At 68.7% G+C, this 24,118-nt stretch carries 21 protein-coding genes; 11 read left to right on the top strand and 10 right to left on the bottom strand.

What is annotated here, in order from left to right:
* Window positions 1-37: 37 nt before the first annotated feature.
* On the bottom strand, window positions 38-2,179 hold the full coding sequence (locus tag OH768_RS53160) for a SpoIIE family protein phosphatase (RefSeq protein WP_406464838.1): 2,142 nt from the start codon (window positions 2,177-2,179) through the stop codon (window positions 38-40).
* A 397-nt stretch (window positions 2,180-2,576) separates the two neighbouring features.
* Here OH768_RS53160 and OH768_RS53165 point away from each other — a divergent pair, with 397 nt between their 5' ends.
* The 5 genes from OH768_RS53165 to OH768_RS53185 all read left to right on the top strand — a co-directional run bounded on the left by OH768_RS53165 (window position 2,577) and on the right by OH768_RS53185 (window position 7,279).
* Window positions 2,577-2,930: a hypothetical protein gene (locus OH768_RS53165; RefSeq protein WP_406464839.1), complete on the top strand. Its 354-nt coding sequence runs from the start codon at window positions 2,577-2,579 to the stop codon at window positions 2,928-2,930.
* Between the two features lie 59 nt (window positions 2,931-2,989).
* A complete protein-coding gene (locus OH768_RS53170; protein WP_406464841.1) occupies window positions 2,990-4,201 on the top strand; it encodes a CaiB/BaiF CoA transferase family protein in 1,212 nt (403 codons plus the stop codon).
* 80 nt (window positions 4,202-4,281) lie between these two features.
* Window positions 4,282-5,460 (top strand): acyl-CoA dehydrogenase family protein, encoded by a 1,179-nt coding sequence (locus tag OH768_RS53175; RefSeq protein ID WP_406464842.1) that lies wholly within the window; start codon window positions 4,282-4,284, stop codon window positions 5,458-5,460.
* A gap of 26 nt (window positions 5,461-5,486) precedes the next feature.
* Complete coding sequence (locus tag OH768_RS53180) at window positions 5,487-6,269, top strand: electron transfer flavoprotein subunit beta/FixA family protein (protein ID WP_406464844.1); 783 nt, start codon at window positions 5,487-5,489, stop codon at window positions 6,267-6,269.
* A gap of 50 nt (window positions 6,270-6,319) precedes the next feature.
* Complete coding sequence (locus tag OH768_RS53185) at window positions 6,320-7,279, top strand: electron transfer flavoprotein subunit alpha/FixB family protein (protein WP_406464846.1); 960 nt, start codon at window positions 6,320-6,322, stop codon at window positions 7,277-7,279.
* A 488-nt stretch (window positions 7,280-7,767) separates the two neighbouring features.
* Here OH768_RS53185 and OH768_RS53190 read toward each other — a convergent pair whose 3' ends face one another.
* From OH768_RS53190 to eno, 6 genes are all read right to left on the bottom strand, one after another.
* Window positions 7,768-8,634 carry a 3-hydroxybutyryl-CoA dehydrogenase gene (locus OH768_RS53190; RefSeq protein ID WP_406464848.1) on the bottom strand — a complete coding sequence of 289 codons (867 nt, stop codon included), beginning with the start codon at window positions 8,632-8,634 and terminating at the stop codon, window positions 7,768-7,770.
* Window positions 8,635-8,990: 356 nt separating this feature from the next.
* Window positions 8,991-9,899: a LysR substrate-binding domain-containing protein gene (locus tag OH768_RS53195; protein ID WP_406464849.1), complete on the bottom strand. Its 909-nt coding sequence runs from the start codon at window positions 9,897-9,899 to the stop codon at window positions 8,991-8,993.
* A 109-nt stretch (window positions 9,900-10,008) separates the two neighbouring features.
* Entirely contained in the window at window positions 10,009-11,115 is a 1,107-nt protein-coding gene (locus OH768_RS53200) for an alcohol dehydrogenase catalytic domain-containing protein (protein WP_406464851.1), read from the bottom strand.
* Between the two features lie 59 nt (window positions 11,116-11,174).
* A complete protein-coding gene (locus OH768_RS53205; protein WP_406464852.1) occupies window positions 11,175-11,726 on the bottom strand; it encodes a carboxymuconolactone decarboxylase family protein in 552 nt (183 codons plus the stop codon).
* 24 nt (window positions 11,727-11,750) lie between these two features.
* Window positions 11,751-12,755: a VOC family protein gene (locus tag OH768_RS53210; RefSeq protein ID WP_406464853.1), complete on the bottom strand. Its 1,005-nt coding sequence runs from the start codon at window positions 12,753-12,755 to the stop codon at window positions 11,751-11,753.
* A gap of 60 nt (window positions 12,756-12,815) precedes the next feature.
* Window positions 12,816-14,126, bottom strand: coding sequence for a phosphopyruvate hydratase (gene eno / locus OH768_RS53215; protein WP_406464854.1), 1,311 nt, complete (start codon window positions 14,124-14,126; stop codon window positions 12,816-12,818).
* 432 nt (window positions 14,127-14,558) lie between these two features.
* On the opposite strand from eno, the gene OH768_RS53220 reads away from it, so the two are divergent.
* Window positions 14,559-15,152, top strand: coding sequence for an NADPH-dependent FMN reductase (locus OH768_RS53220; protein ID WP_406464855.1), 594 nt, complete (start codon window positions 14,559-14,561; stop codon window positions 15,150-15,152).
* Window positions 15,153-15,232: 80 nt separating this feature from the next.
* Here OH768_RS53220 and OH768_RS53225 read toward each other — a convergent pair whose 3' ends face one another.
* Entirely contained in the window at window positions 15,233-16,264 is a 1,032-nt protein-coding gene (locus OH768_RS53225; protein WP_406464856.1) for a LacI family DNA-binding transcriptional regulator, read from the bottom strand.
* A 183-nt stretch (window positions 16,265-16,447) separates the two neighbouring features.
* Between OH768_RS53225 and OH768_RS53230 the strand changes: the two genes are divergently transcribed.
* Window positions 16,448-17,227: a fumarylacetoacetate hydrolase family protein gene (locus OH768_RS53230; RefSeq protein WP_406464858.1), complete on the top strand. Its 780-nt coding sequence runs from the start codon at window positions 16,448-16,450 to the stop codon at window positions 17,225-17,227.
* Between the two features lie 90 nt (window positions 17,228-17,317).
* Here the strand turns inward: OH768_RS53230 and OH768_RS53235 are convergent, their stop codons facing one another.
* Window positions 17,318-18,586 (bottom strand): MFS transporter, encoded by a 1,269-nt coding sequence (locus tag OH768_RS53235; protein WP_406464860.1) that lies wholly within the window; start codon window positions 18,584-18,586, stop codon window positions 17,318-17,320.
* Between the two features lie 743 nt (window positions 18,587-19,329).
* Here OH768_RS53235 and OH768_RS53240 point away from each other — a divergent pair.
* The 3 genes from OH768_RS53240 (at window position 19,330) to OH768_RS53250 (ending at window position 21,980) form a co-directional block, all read left to right on the top strand.
* Complete coding sequence (locus OH768_RS53240; RefSeq protein WP_406464861.1) at window positions 19,330-20,334, top strand: C-terminal binding protein; 1,005 nt, start codon at window positions 19,330-19,332, stop codon at window positions 20,332-20,334.
* Complete coding sequence (locus OH768_RS53245; RefSeq protein WP_406464862.1) at window positions 20,331-21,383, top strand: phosphotransferase family protein; 1,053 nt, start codon at window positions 20,331-20,333, stop codon at window positions 21,381-21,383. Before OH768_RS53240 ends, OH768_RS53245 begins: the two co-directional genes overlap by 4 nt.
* Window positions 21,384-21,449: 66 nt before the next feature.
* Window positions 21,450-21,980, top strand: a complete 531-nt coding sequence (locus OH768_RS53250; RefSeq protein WP_406464864.1) for a cupin domain-containing protein — start codon at window positions 21,450-21,452, stop codon at window positions 21,978-21,980.
* A gap of 320 nt (window positions 21,981-22,300) precedes the next feature.
* Here OH768_RS53250 and OH768_RS53255 read toward each other — a convergent pair whose 3' ends face one another.
* The gene (locus OH768_RS53255) at window positions 22,301-22,519 is read right to left on the bottom strand and encodes a hypothetical protein (protein WP_390157079.1); all 219 of its coding nucleotides are present in this window, start codon (window positions 22,517-22,519) and stop codon (window positions 22,301-22,303) included.
* A gap of 822 nt (window positions 22,520-23,341) precedes the next feature.
* On the opposite strand from OH768_RS53255, the gene OH768_RS53260 reads away from it, so the two are divergent.
* Complete coding sequence (locus OH768_RS53260) at window positions 23,342-24,016, top strand: DUF2637 domain-containing protein (RefSeq protein WP_406464866.1); 675 nt, start codon at window positions 23,342-23,344, stop codon at window positions 24,014-24,016.
* The last annotated feature ends 102 nt before the right edge of the window (window positions 24,017-24,118 follow it).

A 24,118-nucleotide genomic window follows, 5' to 3' on the forward strand; every position in this document is an offset into this window, starting at 1 on the left:
CGAGCCCAGCCTATTCGCCGCTGCGCCGGGCTTTGCCCTATTCGTCGGAGGCTGATGGTCTGCTCAGTTCGAACCAGACGGACTTGCCGCGCCCACTGGGCGAGTTGCCCCATGACGAGGCCAGGGCGTCGACGATGAGGAGTCCGCGTCCGTGTTCCGACTCGTTGTCCGCCTCACCGGAGGCGAGTACGGGCGCCGTCAACGGAGGTCGCGGATCGGAGTCGCGCACGTCCACCCGCAGCCGGTCGGTGTACTCGCGCAGCCGGACCTCGACCTCGCTGTGGGCGTGCACCAGAGCGTTGGTGACCAGTTCGGTGACGGCCAGTTCGAGATCTGATGAGACGGCTTCCCAGTTCCACTTCCGTGCCTGCTCGCGCAGGAACCTGCGGACATCGCCGACAGCACGGAGATCGTGGCGCTGGACGAACGTCCGTCCCACCCGCTGGCGCCGGCCGGCGTGGAGGCCGACGAACTGTGCGATCAGCACCGCCGCGTCGTCGTCTCGCCGGTTGTCGGTGCCGGTGATCTCCAGCAGTCCATCGGCCAGTACCTCCAGCCGTGAGCCGCCGGATGCCGCGAGCCGCGCGTGCAGCTCCGCGATGCCGTCATCGAGCCGCACCGAATGCGAGCGCACCAACCCGTCCGTGTACAGCACGAGGATGGTTCCCTCCGGGACCGGGGTCTGCGCGGACGTGTAGCAGGTGTCGGGCTGGACGCCCAGCGGAATTCCCTGGGGAAGTTCAGGTGCCGCGAAGCGGTCGCCGGGGCGGCCCAGCAGCGGCGCCAGGTGTCCCGCCGAGGAAATCTCGGCGGCTTCGGCTTCGAGGTCCAGCCACACGCAGCAGCACGTGGCGAGCAGGTCGGCACCGAGATCCGCGAGCAGCCGGTTGGTGCGGGTCAGTACGTCTGCGGGGCGGTGGCCCTCTGCGGCGTACGCGCGGATCGCGCTGCGGATCTGGCCCATGGTCGCCGCCGCGCGGGATGTGTGTCCCTCGACGTCGCCGATGACCAGACCGACACGGCCGTCAGGCAGGTTGACCACGTCGTACCAGTCGCCGCCGACGGCACCGATCGTGGATGTGACGTAACGGGCGGCGACGTCCACTTCACCGTGATGGGGGAGAGCGTGGGGCAGCAGGCCCTGCTGGAGTGCCTGGGCCATTCGGCGTTCGGTCTCAAACTGTCGGGCCCGCCCGATGGACTGGGCCAGTAGCTGTGCCACCGTGGCCAGGGCGGCTCGCTCCTCCGCCCGGAAGTCGCGAGGGTGGTCGAAACCGAGGGCGAGGGTCCCTGTCTCATGGTCGTCGATGGTCAGGGGGAGCAGGCAGTAGGCGGCTATCGGTCCGTCCGTTTCCACCGTCTCGAAGAACAGGGGTCGGTCCACGGACGGCCCCGGGCCGATGGCCGTCCCTTCTTCCAGCGTGCCCGTCGAGGCGCTGGTCAGCCGCACCGCGAGCGCGGGGCCGACTCCGCTGTAGCCGAGCAGTCGTGGTCGTCCCTCATCGATCACCGAGATGGCGAGGCACTGGGCTCCGAAGGGTTCCATGATCCGTGCGATCGCTGTTTCGACGACATCCCGAAGGCTCGGAGCCTGACTGAGTTGTGCGGCGAATCGCGTGATCTGATACACGAGCGACAGGCTCGCCGACTCGTGCAGCACGTCCTGTCCGGCGGGCAGGGGCAGGATGAATCGTGGCGCCCCAGGGCTGTGCGTTCGTAGAGGCAGGCCGCCCCGCAGGTGCAGAGTACGGGCGAGTTCCTCTGCCAGGATCGCGCAGCGGTTTTGCACCCTGGCGGAGATGGCCGCCCACTCGACAGGATCGGCCCAGACAAGGACGATGACCCCCAATGACTGCCCGTCGTGGCCGACCAATGGGGTGGCGACTATCGCATACGGGAACGGTATGGCCGGTCGGACACCGCTGGGAGTCTCGCCCAGAACGCGTACGCACTGGCGTCCGGTGCGGTAGGCCACGGCTCCGGTGTATCGATCGTCGTTCACCGGGTGGTGGTCCGCCACGGTGAAGATCGACAGCGGGTCGCCCACCACGACGACGTTGGCCAGCGTCTGCCCGTCATCGAGGGGAACCATCGCAGTACCGGTCGTTGCCTGCAGCTCGTGCACCGTCTGCCGCAGCCCTGCGGCGAGTATCCGGTCACCGGTGTCGAGAGCCGTCACGGGGCTCGATGACCTCGCGAGATGTCCCTCGTCTCCCATTGCCGCTCCAGAGAGCCAATCCCCTGATCCGAGCGTATACCTCGGGGCCTCACCGGACCTTCAGAAACCTTGGCGGGCGCCGCTCATGACCACCAGGGCTCCGTTGCGAGAGTAGCGCCGGGAAACCGGCTCTGACCTCGGTGAACGGAACGGTTTCCGCGCACAAAGATGCGTCAGTACGTCGTTGACCGGTGACTCGCGCCGGGGCCAGGGTGATGGAGCCACATCGGATTCCGACACCCGTTTCCGGTTACCGAACTGCGTGCAGGAGGCCGTGATGTTCCAGACAGGGACCCGTAGACATGCCGAGTTCTCAGATGGCCACGAGGCCGCCACCGCAGCCACTGCCACGGCCGCCATGTCGAGTGCACCGACGGTCTGCCGCGAGCTCTTCTTCCAGCGCTGTCTCTGGTGCGGGACGGCGGCCTACCGCCGTTCGTTCTGCCGTGCCTGCGGGGCCATGGCCTTCACCCGGGAGCGCAGTGCGCGCTTCGGGGTCGTCGTTCGCCGCAATGGCCATGCCCAGCTCAACACGTGGTTCGTCGCGATGGACGAGGGCTTCAACCTGCTCTGCCAGGTCACCGGGACGGCGCCGGTCGTGGTCGGGGTGGGATCACGGGTGAGTGTCGTACGGTCCGTCGCCCCCCTCGGCCAGGGACTGCCCCTCGTCGCACTCACCCACCCGGCATCACCAGTGGAGCGCTGGTGGTAGCAGGAAGCGGCCGAGACACAGCCACCCCGTACGCGCGGGACGACCAGAGAAGAGGGGGCATGGGCACCCAGCACGACGCACCGGACGGCCAAACCGGCGTTCTCGGCGGAGCGGGGCACGGCGCGTTGGACGGATTGCGCATCGCCGACTTCTCCCGGGTACTCGCCGGCCCCTACGCCACGATGCTCCTCGCCGACCTCGGTGCCGACGTGGTGAAGGTCGAGCGGCCGGGCATCGGGGACGACACCAGAGCCTGGCATCCCCCGGCGGATCAGGACGGCACGTCGACCTACTTCCTGAGCGTCAACCGGAACAAGAAGTCCGTCGTCCTGGACCTCACCACCGACGCCGGCCTCGAACAGGCCCGTGCCCTGGTCGCCGAGTGCGACGTGCTGGTGGAGAACTTCCGGCCCGGCACGATGGAACGGCTCGGGCTGGGACCTCGCGAACTCCGCGCCCGGCACCCGGAGTTGGTCTACTGCTCGATCAGCGGTTTCGGCAGCGGTCCGGGCGCGGCGATCCCCGGATACGACCTGCTCGTGCAGGCCGTCGGCGGTCTGATGAGCGTGACCGGCGACGCGGCCGGGGAGCCGGTGAAGGCGGGCGTGGCCCTGGTCGATGTGATCACCGGCCTGCATGCCTCGCTCGGCATCCTCGCCGCTCTCCGCCACCGGGACGCCACCGGGGAGGGGCAGCACGTGGAAGTGAACCTGCTCAGCTCCCTGCTGTCCGCCATGGTCAACCAGGCGTCGGCGTTCGCCGTCGCCGGCGTGGTCCCCGGCCGGATGGGCAACGCGCACCCGAGCATCGCCCCGTACGAGACCTTCCCGGCCGCCGATCGTCCGATCGCGATCGCGGTGGGCAACGACCGCCAGTTCGCGGCGCTCGCCAAGGCCGTGAAGGATCCAGATCTCGCGCTCGACGACCGCTTCCGCACCAACGCCGACCGGGTCGCCCACCGTGCCGAACTCCGGGACATCCTGACCGAACGCCTGGGTGCCGACGGCGCGGACCACTGGTCGGCCGTCCTGCTGGCCGCCGGGGTGCCGGCCGGGCCGGTCAACACCCTCGACGAGGCATTCGCCTTCGCCCAGAACCTCGGCCTGCCAGGCATCGTCGATATCGCCGCCGATGAAACACGCGGCAGGCACTCCCGCCAGGTCGCAAGCCCCATCGCGCTGAGCGGCACGCCGGCGCAGTACCGCTTGCCACCGCCGCACTTGGGCCAGCACACCGCGGAGATCTTCCACGGCCTTCCCCACCACGGCTGAGCGTGGGACAGACCGGTCGTCCGACCGTTCCCCGCGCAGCCGCCACGACCGAACCGCACACCGCAACCACCAGGAGCCCCATGATGAGCCGCAAGCCGATGAAGGACCCCCTCGACCTGATTGACCTCGCCTCCACCCTCACCGACGAGGAACGCGAGATCCAGAGCACGGTCGCCAAGTTCCTCGCCGACCGGGTGCGCCCGCATATCGGTGAGTGGTTCGAGAACGCGCATTTCGCCCGCGAACTCGCCCCTGAAATAGGCAAGTTGGGGGTGCTCGGCATGCACCTCGAAGGGTACGGCTGCGCCGGGTCGAACGCGGTCAGCTACGGCCTCGCCTGCATGGAGCTGGAGGCGGCGGACTCCGGTTTCCGCAGCTTCGTCTCGGTGCAGGGCTCGCTGTCGATGTTCTCGATCTGGAAGTGGGGTTCGCAGGAGCAGAAGCAGGAGTGGCTGCCCCGGCTCGCCGCCGGTGAGGCGATCGGCTGCTTCGGCCTGACCGAGCCCGACTTCGGCAGCAACCCCTCGGGAATGCGCACCAGGGCCGTCCGCGACGGCGCCGACTGGATCCTGAACGGCTCCAAGATGTGGATCACCAACGGCTCCATCGCCGACGTGGCCACCGTCTGGGCGCAGACCGAGGACGGCATCCGCGGCTTCCTCGTGCCGCGTGGAGCGCCCGGCTTCACCACGCAGGACATCAAGCACAAGATGTCGCTGCGCGCGTCCATCACCTCGGAGCTGTACTTCGACAACGTCCGGCTGCCCGACGCGGCGCGGCTGCCCCTCGCGGAAGGTCTGCGTGGGCCACTGTCCTGTCTGAACGAGGCCCGCTTCGGCATCCTGTTCGGCGCGGTCGGCGCGGCCCGCGACTCACTGCAGGCGGCCATCGAGTACGCCGACTCCCGGGTCCAGTTCGACAAGCCGATCAGTGCCTTCCAGCTGACCCAGAAGAAGCTCGCCGACATGAGCGTGACCCTGGGCAACGCGGCACTGCTCGCCGTCCACCTGGGCCGGCTCAAGGACCAGCACCGCATCCGGCCCGAGCAGATCAGCGTCGGCAAGCTCAACAACGTACGAGAAGCGATCGCCATCGCACGGGAGTGCCGCACCATTCTCGGGGCCAACGGCATCTCCCTGGAGTACTCGCCGCTGCGGCACGCCAACAACCTGGAGTCCGTCCTCACCTACGAAGGCACCAGCGAGATGCACACCCTCGTTGTCGGCCAGGCGATCACTGGCCAGCCCGCATTCCGCTGATCGCCGAAGGCGGAGGGAGGACACCCGTGAACATCGTCGTACTCGTCAAGCAGGTCCCGGACTCCGGCGCCGAACGCACCCTGTCCCACACCGACCACACCCTCAACCGGGAGGACACTGAACCCGTCCTGGACGAGATCAACGAGCGTGCCGCCGAAGAGGCTCTGAGACTGAAGGACACTTCGGACGCCCACGTCACCGTCGTTTCCATGGGACCCGAGTCCGCGCGCGACGCCATCCGCAAGGTCCTTGCGATGGGCGGCGACCGCGGCATCCACATCTGCGACGACAGGCTGCGCGGCGCCGACGTGCTGACCACCGCGCAGGTCCTGGCAGCCGCCGTGCGGACCGTGGCGGACGTCGACCTGGTGCTCGTCGGCAACGCGACCACCGACGGTCAGGCCGGCGCGGTTCCCGCCGTCGTCGCAGACCTCCTTGCCATGCCGCAGGTGACCCACGTGCGGAAGCTGGACGTGGACGCGGGACGGGTGCGCGCCGAGCGGGAGACCGAGAACGGCCGGACGACGCTGGACGCGCCGCTACCCGCGCTGGTCAGCGTCACCGAGAAGACCAACGAGCCGCGCTACCCCTCGTTCAAGGGGATCATGGCCGCCAAGAAGAAGCCGGTGGCCACGGTCGACCTCGACGACCTGTTCCCCGATACCGGCGACGCCGGATTCCGCGTGACCCGCACTCGTGTGGTGGAGGCCGTGCCGCGTCCCGCGCGAGCCGCCGGAACCCGCATCACGGACGACGGCTCCGCTGGTCTGTCCCTCGCCGCGTACCTGATCGGCCAGAAGCTGCTCTGAACCGCCCCGTCAAGAAAAACCCGCCCAAGAACAAAGAAGACAGGCACCTCATGCCCGATGTCCTCGTGCTCGTCGACCACGACGGGGAACGTGTCAACACATCCACGTACGAACTCCTGGCCGCCGCACGGAGGTTGGGGGACCCCGGTGCCGTCGTCGTCGGAACTCCCGGCACGGCGGCGCGTCTTACGGATTCCCTCGCTCGCTATGGCGCCACGAGCGTCCACGCGGCGGAGTCCGCCGAAGCTGCCGAGTTCCTTGTCACGCCCGCAGTCGATGCCCTGGAGCTGGCGGTCCGAGAAGTAGCTCCTGTCGCCGTCCTGGTCTCCGCCACGGCGGACGGTAGGGAGGTGGCCGCGCGTCTCGCCGCACGTCTGGACGCCGGACTGCTGATCGACGCGGTCGACCTGGATTCCTCCGGTGTGGTCACCCAGATCGTCTTCGGTGGGTCGTACACGGTCCGCTCCCAGGTCACCCATGGCATACCGGTGATCAGCGTGCGCCCGGGCGCCTTCGAACCGGAGGAACATCCCGCGGACCCCGTTCAGCGGACACTCGCGCTGCCGGCGGTCGACCCCGCGGCGTCGGCCCGCATCACTGCCCGGCGCGACACCCCTGTGGGCGACCGGCCCGGGCTCACGGAGGCGACCGTCGTCGTCTCCGGAGGTCGCGGTGTCGGGGGAGCGGAGGGCTTCGAGGTGGTGGAGGAGCTGGCCGACGCCTTGGGAGGTGCGGTGGGCGCCTCCCGCGCCGCAGTGGACGCCGGGTACTACCCGCACCAGTACCAGGTCGGGCAGACCGGCAAGACCGTCTCCCCCCAGCTGTACATCGCCCTGGGGATCTCCGGGGCCATCCAGCATCTCGCCGGGATGCAGACCTCCAAGACGATCGTCGCGGTCAACAAGGACCCGGAGGCGCCGATCCTGGACCTCGCCGACTACAGCGTGGTGGGCGACCTGTTCGCGGTGGCGCCCCAGCTCACGCAGGAAGTGACTGCCCGCCGCCAGTGAGCTGGAGAGGCCCGCCGTCGGGCGGGCCATGATCCAGGTGAGTATCGCAGGGAGGGACCCCGCCCCCGCGGTACTCACCTTTCCACCACGCGGTCGGACGCACGCCGCCGCAGACCACCGCGCCCACGGAGCCTGGCCGTGGGCGCTTTGGTGTTCAGCCTTCGGCACACGGGACGTACTCCGCCCCGGGCTGGGCGGCCGCCGGATCCGTTCGTGCGTGCAGCCGACGAGCTCGTTGTGGATCCCCGACGCCCCGTGGCGGAGGTGCTGGGTGCCACGGGTACAACTTGGCGAAAATCGCCTGTACCACTGGATCCTCGCCACTGGCCAGTACTCTGATCGGCACCCTGCTCGCGGAGCCCGCCGACGTGGATGATGCAGCTGCCCAAGTCAGCCACACCTTGAAGATGGCTTGGGGAGTGAGCCCCCCCCCGAGAGGCGCACGCTTCACGCCGATGACGGCGGCCGGTATTCCGCAGCGCGGGTCCTCAGGCTGTCTGGTAGCTGAAGAACCCCTGCCCCGACTTACGGCCCAGCAGCCCCGACTCGACCATGCGGCGCAACAGCGGGGGAGGGGCGTACAGCGGTTCCCGGTATTCCTCGTACAGGGCCTCGCCTATCGCCGCCACGGTGTCCAGGCCGATGAGATCGGCGAGGTGCAGCGGGCCCATGGGGTGGGCGCAGCCCGCCGTCATCCCCGTGTCGATGTCCTCCGCGGTCGCGGTGCCGGAGCCGACCATCCGCACCGCTGCCAACAGGTACGGCACAAGGAGGGAGTTGACCACGAAGCCCGCACGGTCCTGCGTGGCGATGGCGGTCTTGCCCAGGGTCTCGTTCGCGAAGGCCCGCACCCGCAGTTCCGTGGCCTTCGAGGTCTGCAGGGAGGGGATCACCTCGACCAGCGGCATGACGGGGACCGGGTTGAAGAAGTGCAGGCCGACCACCGCCTGCGGCCGACTGGTCGCGGCCGCGAGCCGGGCGATGGGGATCGAGGAGGTGTTGCTGGCCAGCACGGCGGCCGGGTCGGTGACCACGGTGTCCAGTTGCCGGAACAGCTCTGTCTTGGCCCGCTCGTCCTCGACGGCGGCCTCGATCACCAGGTCCGCCCCCGCCAGGCGGGAGAGATCGCCGGCGACCGAGATCCCGGCGAGCGCATGCGCGCGCTCCTCCGGGGTGATGGTGCCGCGCTTCTCGGCCTTCAGGAGGGAGTCCGCCACGCCCACCAGTCCGGCACGGGCCCGGTCCTCGGTCACGTCGCACAACGTGACGTGCAGACCGGCCCGGGCACAGACCTCGGCGATGCCGCGGCCCATCTGGCCGGCGCCGACGATTCCCACGTGCTTGATCGATGTCATGTGCTCCTCCGCCTGTCCTCCGTCCGGCGGTGGTCGAGCTACGCCGTCACGGTCTGTGGTCACATCGAGCGTAGACCGCCTGCAACCCCTCTGACCTGCTCAGACAGTGCGTCATCCACGCACAAACATGCGCCGGTTCGCGGTTGACCGACCCTGTCGTGCCGAGCCACGATGAGCACGCCCAGGGCGGGTCCGGTAACCGGAGAAGCGGGAGATGAGGAGGCGGTCGCGGTCATCGAGGACAGTGCCCGCGGACGGGCATGACAGCACCGCCGGGAAGCGGGTCAAGGCACCCTGAACGGAGCGTGGACTGCGCACTTCTTCGTCTGCCTGGTCGCGTGCTGGGGTACGCGACGTCAGCCGACGGTGATCGTGGCCGCGGCAGCCTCCCGCAGTCGGCGGATCACGCCGCGCACCGCGGGCGAGGTTTCGCCCCTGCGGTAGGCACCCACCAGCCGGGTGGTCAGTGCTACGTCCGCCAGCGGGCGGTAGGCGACGCCTGGTATCTGTACGTGGCGCAGCGAGTCGGGCACCAGCGCCACGGCGAGACCGCCGCCGACCAGGGTGAGCGCGGCGATGAAGTCCCGTACCGGAGGTGCGCACTGCGGGCTGAAGCCGCCCCGCTGCGCCACCTCGAGGACATGGTCGCGGCAGCCGTACTCCTCGTCGAAGTACGGGGCCGCGAACTGCTCGTGGCGCAGCTCCGCCGCCGGCACCGCCTCGTACGCCGCCAGCGGGGCGCTCTTGGGCAATGCCAGTACGACGTCCTCGGTGAGCAGGCAGGTGGCCGTGATCCCGGCCGGGTACTCGGGCCGCCAGCGCAGGAAGCCGACGTCGATGTCCCCGCAGGACAGGGCCTCCAGCTGGGCTGGGGTCTCCAACTCGCGTACCTGCACCGTGAGATGGGTGTCGAGGGCCGTACATCTGCTGAGGACGTCGGTCAGTACACCGGAGAAGGCGGCGGAGGCCACGTAGGCGATCTCGGCGTGCCCGAGCTCGCCGCGACCGGCACGCCGGCCCACCGCTTCCGCCCGGGCGGCCTGCGCGAGGGTCAGCCGTGCCTCTTCGAGGAACAGCCGCCCGGCGCTGGTGAGCGCCGGGCGAGTGCGTCGTCCGCGGTCGATCAATCGGACTCCCAGGTGCGACTCCAGCGCTCTGACCTGGGCGCTGAGTGCCGAAGGAGCCAGATGCAGCCGGTCCGCCGCACGCGCGAAGTGCAGTTCCTCCGCGACGACGACGAACGATTCCAGCCAGCGCAGTTCCACCGGCTCCTCCGTCCTGCTGGGTGTACCGGCCGTGCATACGGCCGGTGGGATGGACACCCCGCGGCGGCGTCAGGGCAGAACAGGTCCGCCGCGGGGTGAGCTGGGGAGGTCAGGGGATGACGACGTAGTTGCTGAATCCGCCGTCGCGGTCCGTGAGACCCGAGATCGCTTCGTTGACGCGGGACAGCGGGAACGGTTTGGCCTGCAGATAGGACAGGTCCAGGGTGCCCGTGGCCACCATGTCGGCGAGTTCCTGTCCCTGCGCGGTGCTGAACCAGTTGGAGCCGATCAGCTGGACCTGCTCGTCCATGAGCCACTTCACGTCCACAGGCAGCCGGTCGGCCACGCCACCGACGTTGACCACCCTGCCGCCCCGGCGGACGCCCTGCATGGAGTCGAGCATGGTCTCCACCGGCGCCTTGGCGCCGAGGGCGCTGATCACGTAATCCGCGCCCTCGCCGCCGGTGCGGGACTTCGCCCACTCACCCGTGGAGCCGTCACCCAGGCGGAAGACCTCGATGCGATCCGGGGCAAGTTCCTTGACGCGCTTGAGGAGTTCCTCGTTGCGGCCGGTGCCGAGGATCCGGGAGGCTCCGGAGGCGAGCGCGAGTACGGTCGACGCGACACCGAGGGTTCCCGTGATCCCGTCGATGAGCGCGACCTGGCCGGGGCGGGCCGCGGCGTTCTTGAGGGCGCCATAGGACGTGCCGATGTAGCCCAGTTTGCCAGCCTGTTCGAACGTCATGTTGTCAGGGATGTTGACGATCGAGTACTGCGGAGCGGTCATGGATTCCGCGAAGCCGCCGTAGGGGTACAGGTCGAAGATCCGCTGGCCGTCACGGGAGGTGCTGAAGTAGCCGTTCAGGGTGAAGTAGCGGCACCGGCTCAGTTCACCGCCCCGGCACACCTGGCAACTTCCGCAGGAACGCAGGGGGTTGACGTACACCCGGTCGCCCGGTCTGGTGTGCAGCACCGCCTCGCCGACCTGCTCAACCACGCCGGCGGCGTCCAGGCCGAAGATGGCGGGGAGCTTCGGCAACGGCTGGTGCGGGAACCAGGTCGGCCAGTTGTTGATCACGTTGGCCATGTTCGGCACGATCCCGCACGCCTTGACCCGCACCAGCACGTCGGTCGGTCGCGGGGTGGGCTTGTCGATCGTGTCCACGGACATCGGCTCACCGAGTGCGTGCAGCCGTGCAGCGAGCATTTTCGCCATTGAAATACTCCTTGGAACCGCTCCGTCCCAGCGGCCGGGGCGGAGATATCGAGAATCCTCTACGAATTCGGGAACGGGTGTGGGTAATTGGCCTCAAGGTCGATGCCCAGCAGCCCCATGATGCGGACGCCGGAGTTGTACCAGGCGATGGACAGCGACAGTTCGACCATCTGCTTGTCCGTCAGGCGGTCGGCGGCGGCACGCCAGGTCTCCTCCGAGACGTCGACCTGGAGCGTGGACTCCTCGGCGAGGCGCATCACGGCCTTCTCCGTCGCGTCGAACAGATCGGACGACTCGAAGTCGGGCACCGCCGCCAGCTGTTCCTCCGTGAGACCGGCCCCCAGCGCGTGTGACTGGTGGTGCGCGACCTCGTACGCCGACCGGGTCGCGTACCCCACGGTCAGGATCGCCAGTTCCCGCAGCCTGGGGCTGAGGTCGGCGGCCCGCAGCGAGTTGGCGTAGGTCAGGAAGCCGTCCAGCTGGGTCGGCGCGTTGGCCAGGGCGAGGAAGATGTTCGCCGTCGGCACCTTGCGCTCGGCTTCCAGCCGGTCGTACAGGGGCTTCTGCGACTCGTCCGCGTCCTCGCGGCGCAGGTAGGGGACTCGTGCCATGGTCACTCCTGGAGGTACGGAAGGTCAGCGTGCGGACTGTTCGAGCAGGAACCGCTCAAGCGTCATTGGATTCGGCGTCTGGGCCGGCGGGATCTGCTTCACTCCCGCGAAGGGCGACGCCTCGAAGTACCACTTCTCCAGGGCCGGGAGGCCCCAGCGGGCGTTGGTGCTCAGCGATGCTGCGTCCCAGCGCACGGGCTCGATCTCGGTGTCGATCGTCTGGTAGTGGCTGTTGAAGATCTCCACCCGGTGTCCGTCGGGGTCGCGGAGGTAGGTGAAGAGCATCCCGCCCGGACCGTGCCGACCGGGACCTCGCTCTACGCCGTCGCCGTAGCCGAGGATGCCCGCCCAGTCGCAGGCGGTGAAGATGTCGTGGCTCTCGGAGACGGTGTAGGCGAAGTGGTGCAGGGCGGGTCCGGTGTTCTCGACGATCGCGAGGTCGAGGCAGGTGCCCTTGCGGTACATGAACGCACCCAGCAGCTTGTCGCCGTGCTCCAGGTACTCGGAGTTGCGGAAGCCGAGTTCGCCGTAGAACGCGCACAGTTCGTAGGTGTCGGGCGCGAAGGTCTGAAAGTGGTCCAGCCGCTGCGCGTGGGCGCCCTTGTACTGCTCGAAGTCGATGTGCAGCCGCGGCCGGGTCTCCATGTGGGCGCACAGTTCGAGCGGTGTGCCGATGGGGTCGCTGACGTGCAGGGTGCGGCCCTGGTACGGCACGTCGACCCACTCGGCGGGCAGTCCCCGCTCACGGAACCAGGCGTACGCGACGTCCAGGTCCTCGTCGAAGAACACCCGGAAGCCGATCCTCCTGCACTGGCCCGCGCCCTCTTCGTCCAGTTCCAGGACGAGGCTGTGGTGACAGGCTTCGGCCAGGCCGCGCAGGTAGCAGGTGCGTTCGTCCTCGTCGCTGACGACCAGCCCCAGCACCTTCACGTAGAAGTTCCGGCTCTCGGCCAGGTCCGCGACCGTGAGACGCACGTGACTGGAGCGGGTGATATTGAAACTCGGGCGCAGATTGACGGGTGGCAGCATGCTGGTCTCCGTGCTCGGATCGGCTCTGGATTTCGATGACTGTAATACTGCGGTGCTGTTTTACGGCCTGGCTGTCGAGGGCCCGGACCCGGTGAATGTGAAGGCGGACCAGCCGCTGAATTCCGCGGATTCACCGAGGGATTCCTCGATACGCAGAACCTCGTTCCACTTGGCCATGCGCTCGGAGCGGGTGAACGAGCCCACCTTCAGCTGACCGGCGTCCCAGCCGACGCTCAGATGGGCGATGGTGATGTCCTCGGTCTCTCCGGAACGCGCCGAGACGATCGTGCCGAAGCCCGCTTCCTTCCCGGCCCGCAGGGCCTGGAACGCCTCCGTGATGGTGCCGGCCTGGTTCGGCTTGATCAGGACGGCGTTCGCCGTTCCGCCGGTGGCCGCGGCCTCGACCCGCTTGGCGTTCGTGACCAGGTAGTCGTCGCCGATCACCTGGCAGCGGTGGCCGTAGCGCCGGGTGAACTCCAGCATGCCCTCGTGGTCGTCCTCGCCCACCGGGTCCTCGACGGACATGATCGGATACTGCTCGATCCAGCCGCCCAGCATGTCGATCAGCGCTGCGGTGTCCAGGGTGCGGTCGTCCAGGGCCAGCGTGTACCGTCCGCCGCTGCCGAACTGCGAGGCCGCGACGTCCAGCGAGATGCCGACCTGGGCCGAGGGTGCGAAGCCCGCGCTCTCGATCGCTCGGGTCAGCGTCTCCAGCGCCTCCTCGTTGGAGTCGAACGCGGGCCAGAAGCCGCCTTCGTCGGCGACCCCTTGGGCCTTGCCCGCCTGCCGCATCAGACCGCCGGCGGCCCGGTAGATCTCAGCGGTCCAGTCCAGGGCCTCGGAGAAGCTCCGCGCCGCGGGGCAGACCACCATGAAGTCCTGGACGTCGACCCGGCGGTCCGCGTGGGCGCCGCCGCCGAAGATCTGGATCTCGGGGAGGGGGATGCGGACTGGGCGCCCGCCCGCCAGGTGCTGCCACAGGGGCACGCCTGCCGACGCGGCGGCGGCGTGCAGGACCGCCATGGACGTGGCCACGATTGCGTTGCCGCCGAGACGGCTGCGGTCGGGCGTTCCGTCGAGGTCCACCAGCAGCCGGTCGACGGCTTCCTGATCGGTCGCGTCGCGGTCCATGAGCGCGGGAGCGATCTCGTGATTCACCGAGCCCACTGCACGCCGGACGTCGAGGCCGCCGAAGCGGTTGCCTCCGTCGCGCAGGTCGAGCGCCTCGCCCTGCCCCGTCGAGGCCCCCGCCGGAGCGATGGCCCGCCCGGTCGAGCCGTCCGCGAGGTGGACCTCGACCTCGACGGTGGGCCGACCGCGGGAGTCCCACACCCTGCGGCCGTGGAGCTGGGCGATCCGCGCGTCTGTCATGGCGGTGCAACCTTTCGGAGTTCGGACGATCCGGGCGCGGAGCGCTGCCCGTGCCTGTCCTCGGGCGGACAGCCCTCGCGGCGGTGCCGGAAACGGCGCGGTGGCGCTGGGCGCGAACGAGAGGGGGAAAGGGAAAAGGAGGACGACGAGGGTTGCTCGTTCAGCTCTTCCACCGCGCCTCAGTCGTGCTATCGATAGCGCAATCGTGCAAAGCGGCGACACGTCTGTCAAGAGGTGGGACGGACTTCGAACCGGTGGCCGTGCCGTTTGTTTACGTCTCCTTGGCCTGTTGAGACACGAATGCTATCGTTCGCACGATCCGGAGCGCTGCGGCAGAGACTCCGGCGGACCCACGCTCTCCTGGACGGACGGACAGCACAGGCGGCGTGGGTCCGCCGGGCCGGATACCGGCCGACAGGAAAGCGATCCTCCATGACACCCCAGCCCTCCGCGGCGCCCATGACCCTCACCACCGTTGCGGCCAGCACGCGCCCCGGACGTGTGGGCAGATCCGTCGCGGACTGGTTCGCCCTCCGGGCCGCGGAGTACGACCAGTTCGAGTCGCACACCGTAGATCTGCACGAACTCGCTCTTCCCTTCTACGACGAGCCGCATCCGCCCGCCCAGCAGCGGTACACGAAGAGCCACACCCTCGAATGGAGCCGGATCGTCGACGCGTCGGACGCGTTCGTCTTCGTCACTCCGGAGTACAACGGCGGCTTCCCCGCCCCGCTGAAGAACGCGTGGGACTACCTCGCCGTCGAGTGGCAGCACAAGCCCGCCGGGTTCGTCAGCTACGGAGGAGTCTCGGCGGGCACCCGCGCGGTGCAGATGGGCAAGCAGATCGTGGCGAACCTCAGGATGCTGCCGATCGGTCCGACCGTGAGCATCCCGTTCGTCGGTCAGCTCGTCGAGGACGGCGATTTCAGGCCCGGCAAGATCCACGAGTCCGCCGCCGAGCAGGTCCTCGACGAACTCGCGCGGACCGCCCGTGTCATGCAGAGGCTGCGCAGCGGCACGTACTGACTTGGCGGCACACATGCGAGGGCGCCCGGAGCAATGTGCTCCGGGATCCCTCGGTGTTCGCGGGTGAGGCGGCTCCTGATTCAGACGGACCTGGACGGAGCCTTTCCGTCGGGAGGTGCGGTGCTGCCGCGCAGGATCAGCGAGCCGGGGGAAACCGATGTGTACGCGCCGTCGTTGCCCGCTTTGGTCTTGAGCCGGCGCAGCAGCCACAGCGCGCAGCCGGTGGCCATCTCCTGGATCGGCAGGCCGATCGTGGTGAGTCCGGGCCCCCACCAGGAGAACCCCGGCTCGTCCCCGAACCCGACCACGGACAGTTCCCCGGGCACCTTCACCCCCTGCTCGGACAACTCCTTCAGGACCCCCAGGGTGAGCTGGATCGACCCCAGTACGAGACCTGTGGGTGCGTCCGGGCCTTCCAGCAGCCGGCGCACCGCCTGGCGGCCGTGGGCCACGGACGACGGCGGTCCCAGTTCCGTACGCCCGGCGTCATCCGGCAGACCGCCTTCGCTCAGGGCGCTGCGGAAGCCGCGCAGACGCTCCGCGCCCGTGGGGAGTTCCTCCGGCCCGCCCAGATACGCGATGCGTGTGTGGCCCAGCGCCACCAGGTGGGCCGCCGCCTGGCGCAGCGACTCGTGGTCGTCCACGCCGAACCACTGGGAACCCAGTGACGGGTGACGGCGCAGCAGTTGAAGGTGCGGGAGGCCGCGCAGGAGTTTGACGGAGTCGCCGTGCGGGCGGGCGGTGGGCACGATGATGACGCCGGCGACGCGGTTGGCGGACAGTTCGCGCAGGTGGCGCAGCTCCACCATCCGGTCGTCGTCGGTCTCCGAGAGCATCAGCTGGAAGCCCTCGGCCTCCATGTTCGTGGACAGCTCGTGCGCGATCGTCGAGTAGAAGCTGTTGCGGATGTCCGGGATGACCAGCGCGACCACGTTGCTGGACGCGCCGCGCATCATCCGGGCCGCGCGGTTGCCGACATACCCCATCTCGGAAGCGGCCTGGCGGACCCGGAACTTGGTCTCCTCGCTGATGCGGGGATCGTCGGAGAGCGCCCGGCCGACCGTCGAGACGGAGATTCCGAGGCGTTCGGCGATGTCCCTGGTCGTGATCACGTAAGGCCCCCTTGAACTGGCTGATCCCGTGCCGTCACTATCCGTGTGCCAACGATAGCGCTCACGTCGCGCTCAGTGGTCGGCGAAGTGGAGGCGCCCGGCTGATCATCACCTTCATGCTAACGTTAGCACTACTGAATGGGCCGTGCAGCCGCCCGCGGCTGCCCAGTTGCGGAGGTGTCCGTGCGGATCGTCAGGTATGCCGTCGGCGGTGTGCGTCACTACGGAGAACTTGAGACCGGTGACGCCAGGATTGCGAGATTCGAAGGTGACCCCTTCAACGGACTGGCCCACACGGGGGATGTCGACGAAGTCGGCGACGTGGTTATTCTCGCGCCGCTGGAGCGGCCCCGAATCTTCGGGTTCGCCTACAACTACGCCTCACACATTGACGAGACCGAGCGTGAGGTTCCGGAGGTTCCCGTGTGCTTCATGAAGCCGAGCACCGCGGTGATTGGGCCGGATGACTCCATCGTCTACCCGGCGGACGGTGAACTGATCCATTTCGAGGGTGAGTTGGTCGTAGTCATCGGGAGGGAAGCCCGCCATGTGAAGCCTTCCGAGGCCCATGAGTACATCCTTGGCTATACGTGCGGCAATGACGTCAGTGACCGCATCGTCCAGCGCAAGGAAAGCAAATTCGGAACTCTGCTGATCGGAAAGGGGCAGGACACGTTCGCCCCTCTCGGACCGGTCATCGCGACCGAACTCGACCCCTCGGCCCTGTCGCTGACGACCCGTGTGAACGGCGCCGTCTTGCAGTCGGCGACGACCGCCGACCTGCTGCTCGCCGTTCCCGAGATCGTCAGCTACCTCAGCCGCTACCTGACACTGCTGCCCGGCGACGCGATCATGACCGGCACGCCTGCTGGCGTCGGGCCGATCCGCCCAGGGGATGAGGTCGAGGTGGAGATCGAGGGCATTGGAATCCTGCGCAATCCGGTGGTGGCCGAGGTCCTCTGACTGCCGCCGTCCACGGGCCGACACGCGTACCGGGGCCTGCCCACCGCTCGGCGGTGGGCAGGCCCCGGTACGCGTGTCGGTTCTGGCTCGTCAGCGAACCGCGTTGTTGAACTGCGAGGGGCGCACGAAGGTCAGCGCCAGGGCGCCCACCAGTGGCAGCGCCGTCACCTGCACCAGCCCGGCCCCGTCCCAGCCGAAGGAGTCCACCAGGGCGGCGAAGAGCAGGCCCGAGAGCGCCGCCGGTCCGTAGTAGCTGGTGACGAAGAGGCCGGAGGCGCGCCCGATCTGCGCGGGACGGACGGCGCGCTGTATCGCGCTGTTGGTGTTGGGGTAGATGAAGCCCAGGCCGAAGGCGCCCATGAGGAAGGCGAACAGGCACTGCATGCCGACTCCGGCGTGCGTCTCGTAGATGCACACGCTGATGGCGGAGACGGCCAGCAGGCTGATGATCAGCAGGTTGCGCTGGTTGAAGCGGTCGCCGAGCCAGCCGCCGAAGACGGCCGTCATCCCGCCGAAACCGAGGAAGCTCATCGCCAGTGCGGCCTGACCGGAGCTGTAGTGCAGCGAGGTGATGAGGAACGTCGGGTAGAGCCCGAGGAACCCGTAGATGGCCACACCGCTGGTGACCGAGTGGACGGCCAGTGCGGCGGTGTTGCGGTTGTAGGCGGAGGCCGGCATGTACTCGTAGGTCCCGGTCGAGACGGTCTTCTCGGCCGAGTGCTCGGTCAGGCTGGTCTTGACGAGGAACAGGGAGGCGGCGGCGATCAGCAGCCCGGCCGTGCCGAACAGGTAGAAGGGCGAGTGCCAGGTGCCGTGCATGCTCGTCAGCCGGACGCCGATGAGCGGGGCGATGAACACGCCGACGGAGTAGCCCATGCCGATGACACCGAAGGCGAGGCCGCGCCGGTGGGCGAAGAAGGCGCCGATCGCCGCGAAGATGGCGGCGGACTGCATGCCTTCGCCGAAGCCGGAGATGACCCGGTACAGGGTCATGTCGCCGAGACCGGTGGCCAGTGGCGTGGCCATGGTGCCCAGGGAGTAGATCACGATGCTGACCAGCAGCACGGTCTTGCGGCGGAAGCGGTCCAGAAGATAGCCCGCGGGCAGGCCGGCCAGGGCCATGCCGAGGGTGAAGTTCGTCGCCAGCAGCCCACCCTGCTCCAGCGAGAACCCGTACTCCGCACGGATGTTGGGCAGCAGCGGGGGAAAGACCTGGCGGTCCATCGCGTTGACCATGTAGGAGAGGGTCACCAGCAGGAAGCCCACGCCGATCAGCGGGCGGGAAATGGGGGCACGGCTGCTTTCCTGCGTTTTGTTTGCGGGCACCGCGCTGGTGTCGACTTGCGCTGCGTGAGTCATAGCGGCTCCTGGGGAGGAATGGGCCGCGGCAGGCCGCGGCGGATCCATCGCCCGTACACGGAGGTACGGACGATGACGAGAAGCGGTGAGCTGAACACGGACTCAGGCCGGCGACGGCAATGGTGACGTCGTCAGGCGGAATGGGGGCGACGGGCTGCCGCACGGTCGGACACCGCATGCGGAATTCAGCCGTATATCGCCCGTCGGGGACGTCCGTGGCTATGGCGTCTTCGACAGCCGGACCCCGTGCGGACACTTATCGGCCACACGGGCGGCGCTGGCAGAAACCATGAGGGGGAAGTCTCCGGCGCGTCAAGATGTGAACACCGGATTTCTTCGGCGTACCTCTATTTCCCGCGATGGCAGCGTTCCTCGGCTCGACGCGGCCCCTGATGCAGGGACGCCGGCGAACGGGCGCACGCCGCACTCTTGACGCGTCGAAACCCCATAGTGCTATCGTTAGCATCACGTGGCTGTGACAGAGTGATTCGACGTGCCCCGGCATCTCGTGACCCGTTCCAGGGACGTCCTGCGGCGCCCGCACCGACCACAAGTCGGCGAGCGCCGGCGACACCGGACCCGAGCTCAGCAACCCCCTCCGCCCGCCCACGGCGGCCGACGGCCCAACGGACAAGCCGACGGCCGCCCTTACCGATGGCGATCCAGACCCGCTCACCGGATGCGACCGGACATGACACCCGGCCGTCCGCTGCGGCCGCACGACTCTGCGAGGACGACCTGCCATGAACCCACCGAGCCGCCCAAGCACCGTGCTGCTCACCGACTACGCCTGGCCCGACGACTCCGTCGAGCGATCGGTCATCGAGGAGGCGGGCCACACCCTGGTGACCGGCCCTGCCGATCCCGCCTCCGCCGAGACCATCGAGGAACTGGTGGCCGGGCACCGGCCCGCCGCGATCCTGACCTGCTGGGCCCCCGTCTCCGCCACCGCGATCGGCACTTCGCGCGATCTGCGGATCGTGGCCAGGCTCGGGGTCGGCCTCGACAACATCGCCGTGGACACCGCCACCGAACGCGGCGTGTGGGTCACCAACGTGCCGGACTACTGCGTCGACGAAGTCTCCGACCACGCCGTCGGCATGGTCCTGGCCTGGACGCGGGGCCTGGCCGTGTCCGACCGGGAGGTCCGCGCGGGCCGCTGGGACCCCGCCGCCGCCCGCCTGCGCCGCCTGTCGACGCTGACCTGCGGAGTCGTCGGATACGGCCGCATCGGACGCGCCACCGTCCGCAAGCTCGGCGCGTTCGGCTGCCGGATCCTCGCCCACGACCCGCACCCGCCGAAGGACGCCCCCGGAGTGGAGATGGTGGGCCTGGAGGAGCTGCTGCGCCGCAGCAACGTGGTGATCCTCCACGTGCCGCTCACACCTGGCACGCACCACATCATCGGCGCGGATCAGCTGGCGCTCATGCCACCGGGCGGCCTGCTCGTCAACGTCAGCCGGGGCGGCCTGGTGGACACCGACGCGGTGATCAAGGCGCTCGACAGCGGGCACCTGGACGGAGCCGCTTTCGACGTCCTGGAGACCGAACCGCACGTCCCCGCCGCGTTGTTGGACCAGCCGGGCGCACTCCTCACCCCGCACATCGCCTTCTCCTCCGACGCCTCGGTCACGGAACTGCGCCGCCGCGCGGCCGAGGAGGTCGTACGGATCCTGGCCGGCGAGGCGCCAGCCCACGCCTGCAACACTCCCCGCGGTCTGCCCGCAGGGCCGGGGGACCAGCGATGAGCCGGCCCTCCGCGCAGCCGGGCCCGGAGCCCGCGCTGACCGACTTCCTGACCGCCCACCAGCTCGCCGGACCCGACGAAGCCGCCCGTTGGACGCCGCTGGCCGGGGGCGTCTCGTCCGACCTGTGGCGAGTGGACCTGCCAGGACGCTCCCTCTGCGTCAAACGAGCCCTGGCCAAGCTCAAGGTCGCCGCCGACTGGCAGGCACCGGTGTCGCGCAACGCCTACGAATGGGCGTGGATGCGCTTCGCGTCCCGCCACCGCCCCGACAGCGTGCCCGATCTGCTGGCCCACGACCCCGAAGCCGGCCTCTTCGCGATGGCGTTCCTGCCACCCGAGCACTACCCCGTGTGGAAGGCGCAGTTGCTGGACGGCGGGGTGTGTGTGGCGACCGCGGCGGCCGTCGGAGAGCTGCTCGGAGCCCTGCACGCCGCGAGTGCCGGCGACGCCGCCCTCGCCGCGGAGTTCGCCACCGACGACAACTTCCTCGCGCTGCGCGTCGAGCCGTACCTGCTGGCCACCGCCGCCGCACACCCCGCCCTGGGGGCCATCCTCCAGGGCCTCGCCGATCGCACGGCCACGACCCACCTGGCCCTGGTGCACGGCGACGTCAGCCCAAAGAACATCCTCGTCGGACCGTCCGGACCCGTACTGCTGGACGCCGAGTGCGCCTGGTACGGCGACCCGTCCTTCGACCTCGCCTTCTGCGTCAACCACCTGCTCCTCAAGAGCCTTGTCATGCCCGGGCACCGGGCCGAACTCCTGCGGTCCGCCCGGGTACTGACCGAGGAGTACGTCCGCTGCGTCACCTGGGAGCCCCGGCCGACCCTGGAGGCGCGGGCCGCGTCACTGCTGCCGGCACTGCTGCTCGCGCGCGTGGACGGCAAGTCCCCGGTGGAGTACCTCACGGACGACCGGCACCGGCTGTTCGTACGCACAGCGGCATCGGCCCTGCTCCGGGGGCCCGCCGCTACGGTGGCGGACGTGCTGGACGCCTGGGCGAGCGCGCTCGGGGCGCCGACCGAGCCCGGCAGCGGCCGGCCCGACTGACGGCACAACCTATTCGACGGATCCGGCAGCCTCGCGGATCCGACGCGACCGACCGAGGAGAGACACATGCGCAGAGTCGTCACCGGCCACGACGAGAACGGCAGGTCGGTCGTCGTCAGCGACGGCCCCGTCCCGCGCAGCCGGGAGTTCACGAGTCTGCCGGGCTGGGTGTCGCGCCTGCCGTGGGCCACCGAACCTGGTCAACCGGTCAGCGGGACCGGCGAGGATCCCACACCGAAGGTCACCAGCTTGCTCCCGACGCCCGGCGGCACGCGGTTCATCGTCCTGACCTTCCCGCCGGACACCGCGATGGCCGACCCGGCGTTCGACCCCGTGGCTTTTGACCGCGAGCAGCGCGCCGACTCGCCCGGCATCGCGGATCTCATTGAGCCCGACGGCATGCACGCGACGCCGACCGTGGACTACGGCATCGTGCTGCAAGGCGACATCGTCCTCGAACTCGATAACGGCCAGTGCACCCGGCTCTCGACAGGGGACATCGTGATCCAGAACGGCACCCGCCACGGCTGGCGCAACCGCAGCGGCCGACCGGTCACGATGGCCTTCGTCCTCGTCGGCGCGGAACGCGACGGCTGACTTCGACGCCTCTACCGCCGCCGCGCTTGTCATGGCCTTCGAGGTGCATCGCACCACCACCTGCGTCAGCCTGTCCGCCGTCGGCCGCGCCGGGCCCTGTCCCCGAATGTCACTGTCCGTGATGCGATCCGAGGGCAGTCGATCCTGGACGGGGTGCCGTACGGAGAACTGGACGGGTTGGATACCGCAGGCACAAACCGTGGGCTGCCAGTTACTTCTCCCTGAAGGGAGGTCCTGGAGATCTCGGACGCGGCCGTGTGGAGCGGGGACTGGGGAAGCCCACTGAGGGGCAGCCGGTTTTGGCCGCCCCTCCTGGGTGACTATGCGGTGCGCTTGAGATGGGAAAGTACGCCCATGCCTCCGCTGAAAGCGGCAGCGAAGGCGCTGCCGCTCGCGCCGAAGGTCGCGAGGGGGTTGCCGTGGAAGGCCATCACCACGATGACCGCGACGAGAGAAACCACAACAGCACAGAGACTGACGATCGCAACATCACGCCCGGGGTGCGTACAGGCGAGCTGCTGCGTCGAGTTGGCCGGCACTCGGCACCTCCATTGACTTGTTCGCTATCTCCGCTGGATCTGGACGCACTTGACCTGGGTCAAGTGGTCACCAGCGGTACGCGGAGGGGCTTAGGTCGCCCCGGAACAGCCGTTCGGCTGTGTCCACGTATGAAGCGGCGAAGTCAAGGAGCCTCCTGTGAGTGGTGGGCAGATCGACTCTAGCGATCCGTCAACTCTGCTGCAACGGCCGGTTGTTCAGCGTCTTGGGTGGAGTGAGGGGGCCGTCCCGGCAGGCAGATCGGGCAGTCGCGCTGCTGGCGTCCCTTGCCCACATCACCGGATGTCTCCGCGGCCTGTAGTCCGACCAGTGGCCCTCGAACAGCAGTCGTACGTTCGATGGTGCACGCGGAGCGGGAACGCAGCAGCGGGCATTCAGGCGGAAACGGCAACGACCCACCAGACCGTGTGTGTTTCTGTGTGGCCTTCGGTACATTCAGGCAGGTCACATGGCATTTTCGCGTGAAAGGCGCGCCGGCCCCCGAGGTGTGCGGCACGGTCGGTATTTGGTGACGTGTATCGCCAACCGGCCTTTGGCGAATGGCCTTTGAACTGCGGAAACGCGTCAGATGGAGAGCGCGGAAGTCGGTGTATCGCTCGGAAAGAGAAACGGTCAAAAGACCGTGTGCGTTTTGACGTGAACGCAAAAACTCCCGACCTGTATTTCTGCAGGTCAGGAGCTTTTCCCGGAGTGCCCCCTGGGGGACTATTCACAGATGGTTGCGGGGCTGACCAGCTGGTTCTTGTGGGGCGGCTCGTGGTGGAAGGGCGGTTCCGTCCTGCGGTGTTGGGTGCGGGGGTGCGATGAACGCTTCGGGTGCCGAGTTTGTCCCGGGCCGAGAGCCGCGCCGGGTGGCAGAGAGTGGTCCGTCTGATCTTGATGCGTGGTTGCGGCGGGGTTGTGCGTTGGTGGTTGCTGGGGTGGCGGCGTATGCGTCGTATGTGCATCAGCGGGAGTTCGCCCTGCAAGGTGGTGCGGATGAGGTGAGCGCGTCCTTGTGGCCGCTGTCGGTGGACGGTTTGTTGCTGCTGGCGACGGTTGGCATGCTGAAGCCGTCGGGGCGGGGTGGGCGCCGGGCGCGGTATGCGGTGTGGGCGGCTTTTCTGTTGGGGATCGCGGTTTCCCTGGCGGCCAATATCGCGGCGGCGCCTGCGCTGGCGTGGAAGCCGGTGCTGGTGGCGGGGTGGCCGCCGGTCGCGCTGTTGCTGTCGGTGGAGTTGTTGGCGCACCGGCCGGCTGCACAGGTGGATTCGGAGCATCGCGTCGGAGAAGGCGCCGAGGTTGACGGAGGCGGTGATCGAGCCTCTGAGGATCCGTTGTTGGGGCGTGCCTGGCAGGTCGATGCTCGGCATCGGGATCTGCATCAGCGTCCGGTGTCGGCCGAGTCGCTGCGGAAGGAGCTGAGGATCGGTGCGGACCGGTCGAGGCAGTTGGTGGCTTTGGTGCGGGCGAGCCGCAATGGCGGCGTACGAGAGTGAGTGCCGACGCTTCAGGGCTGCCTCGGCAACCTCTAATTGCACCTGTTTGGAGGGGTTTTTCGCAGGGCCCGCGGCCAAGAGTTGCAGTAGCCAAAAGGCGAT

Origin of the sequence: Streptomyces sp. NBC_01622 (genome assembly GCF_045209635.1) — a bacterium.
Taxonomy (GTDB): domain Bacteria; phylum Actinomycetota; class Actinomycetes; order Streptomycetales; family Streptomycetaceae; genus Streptomyces.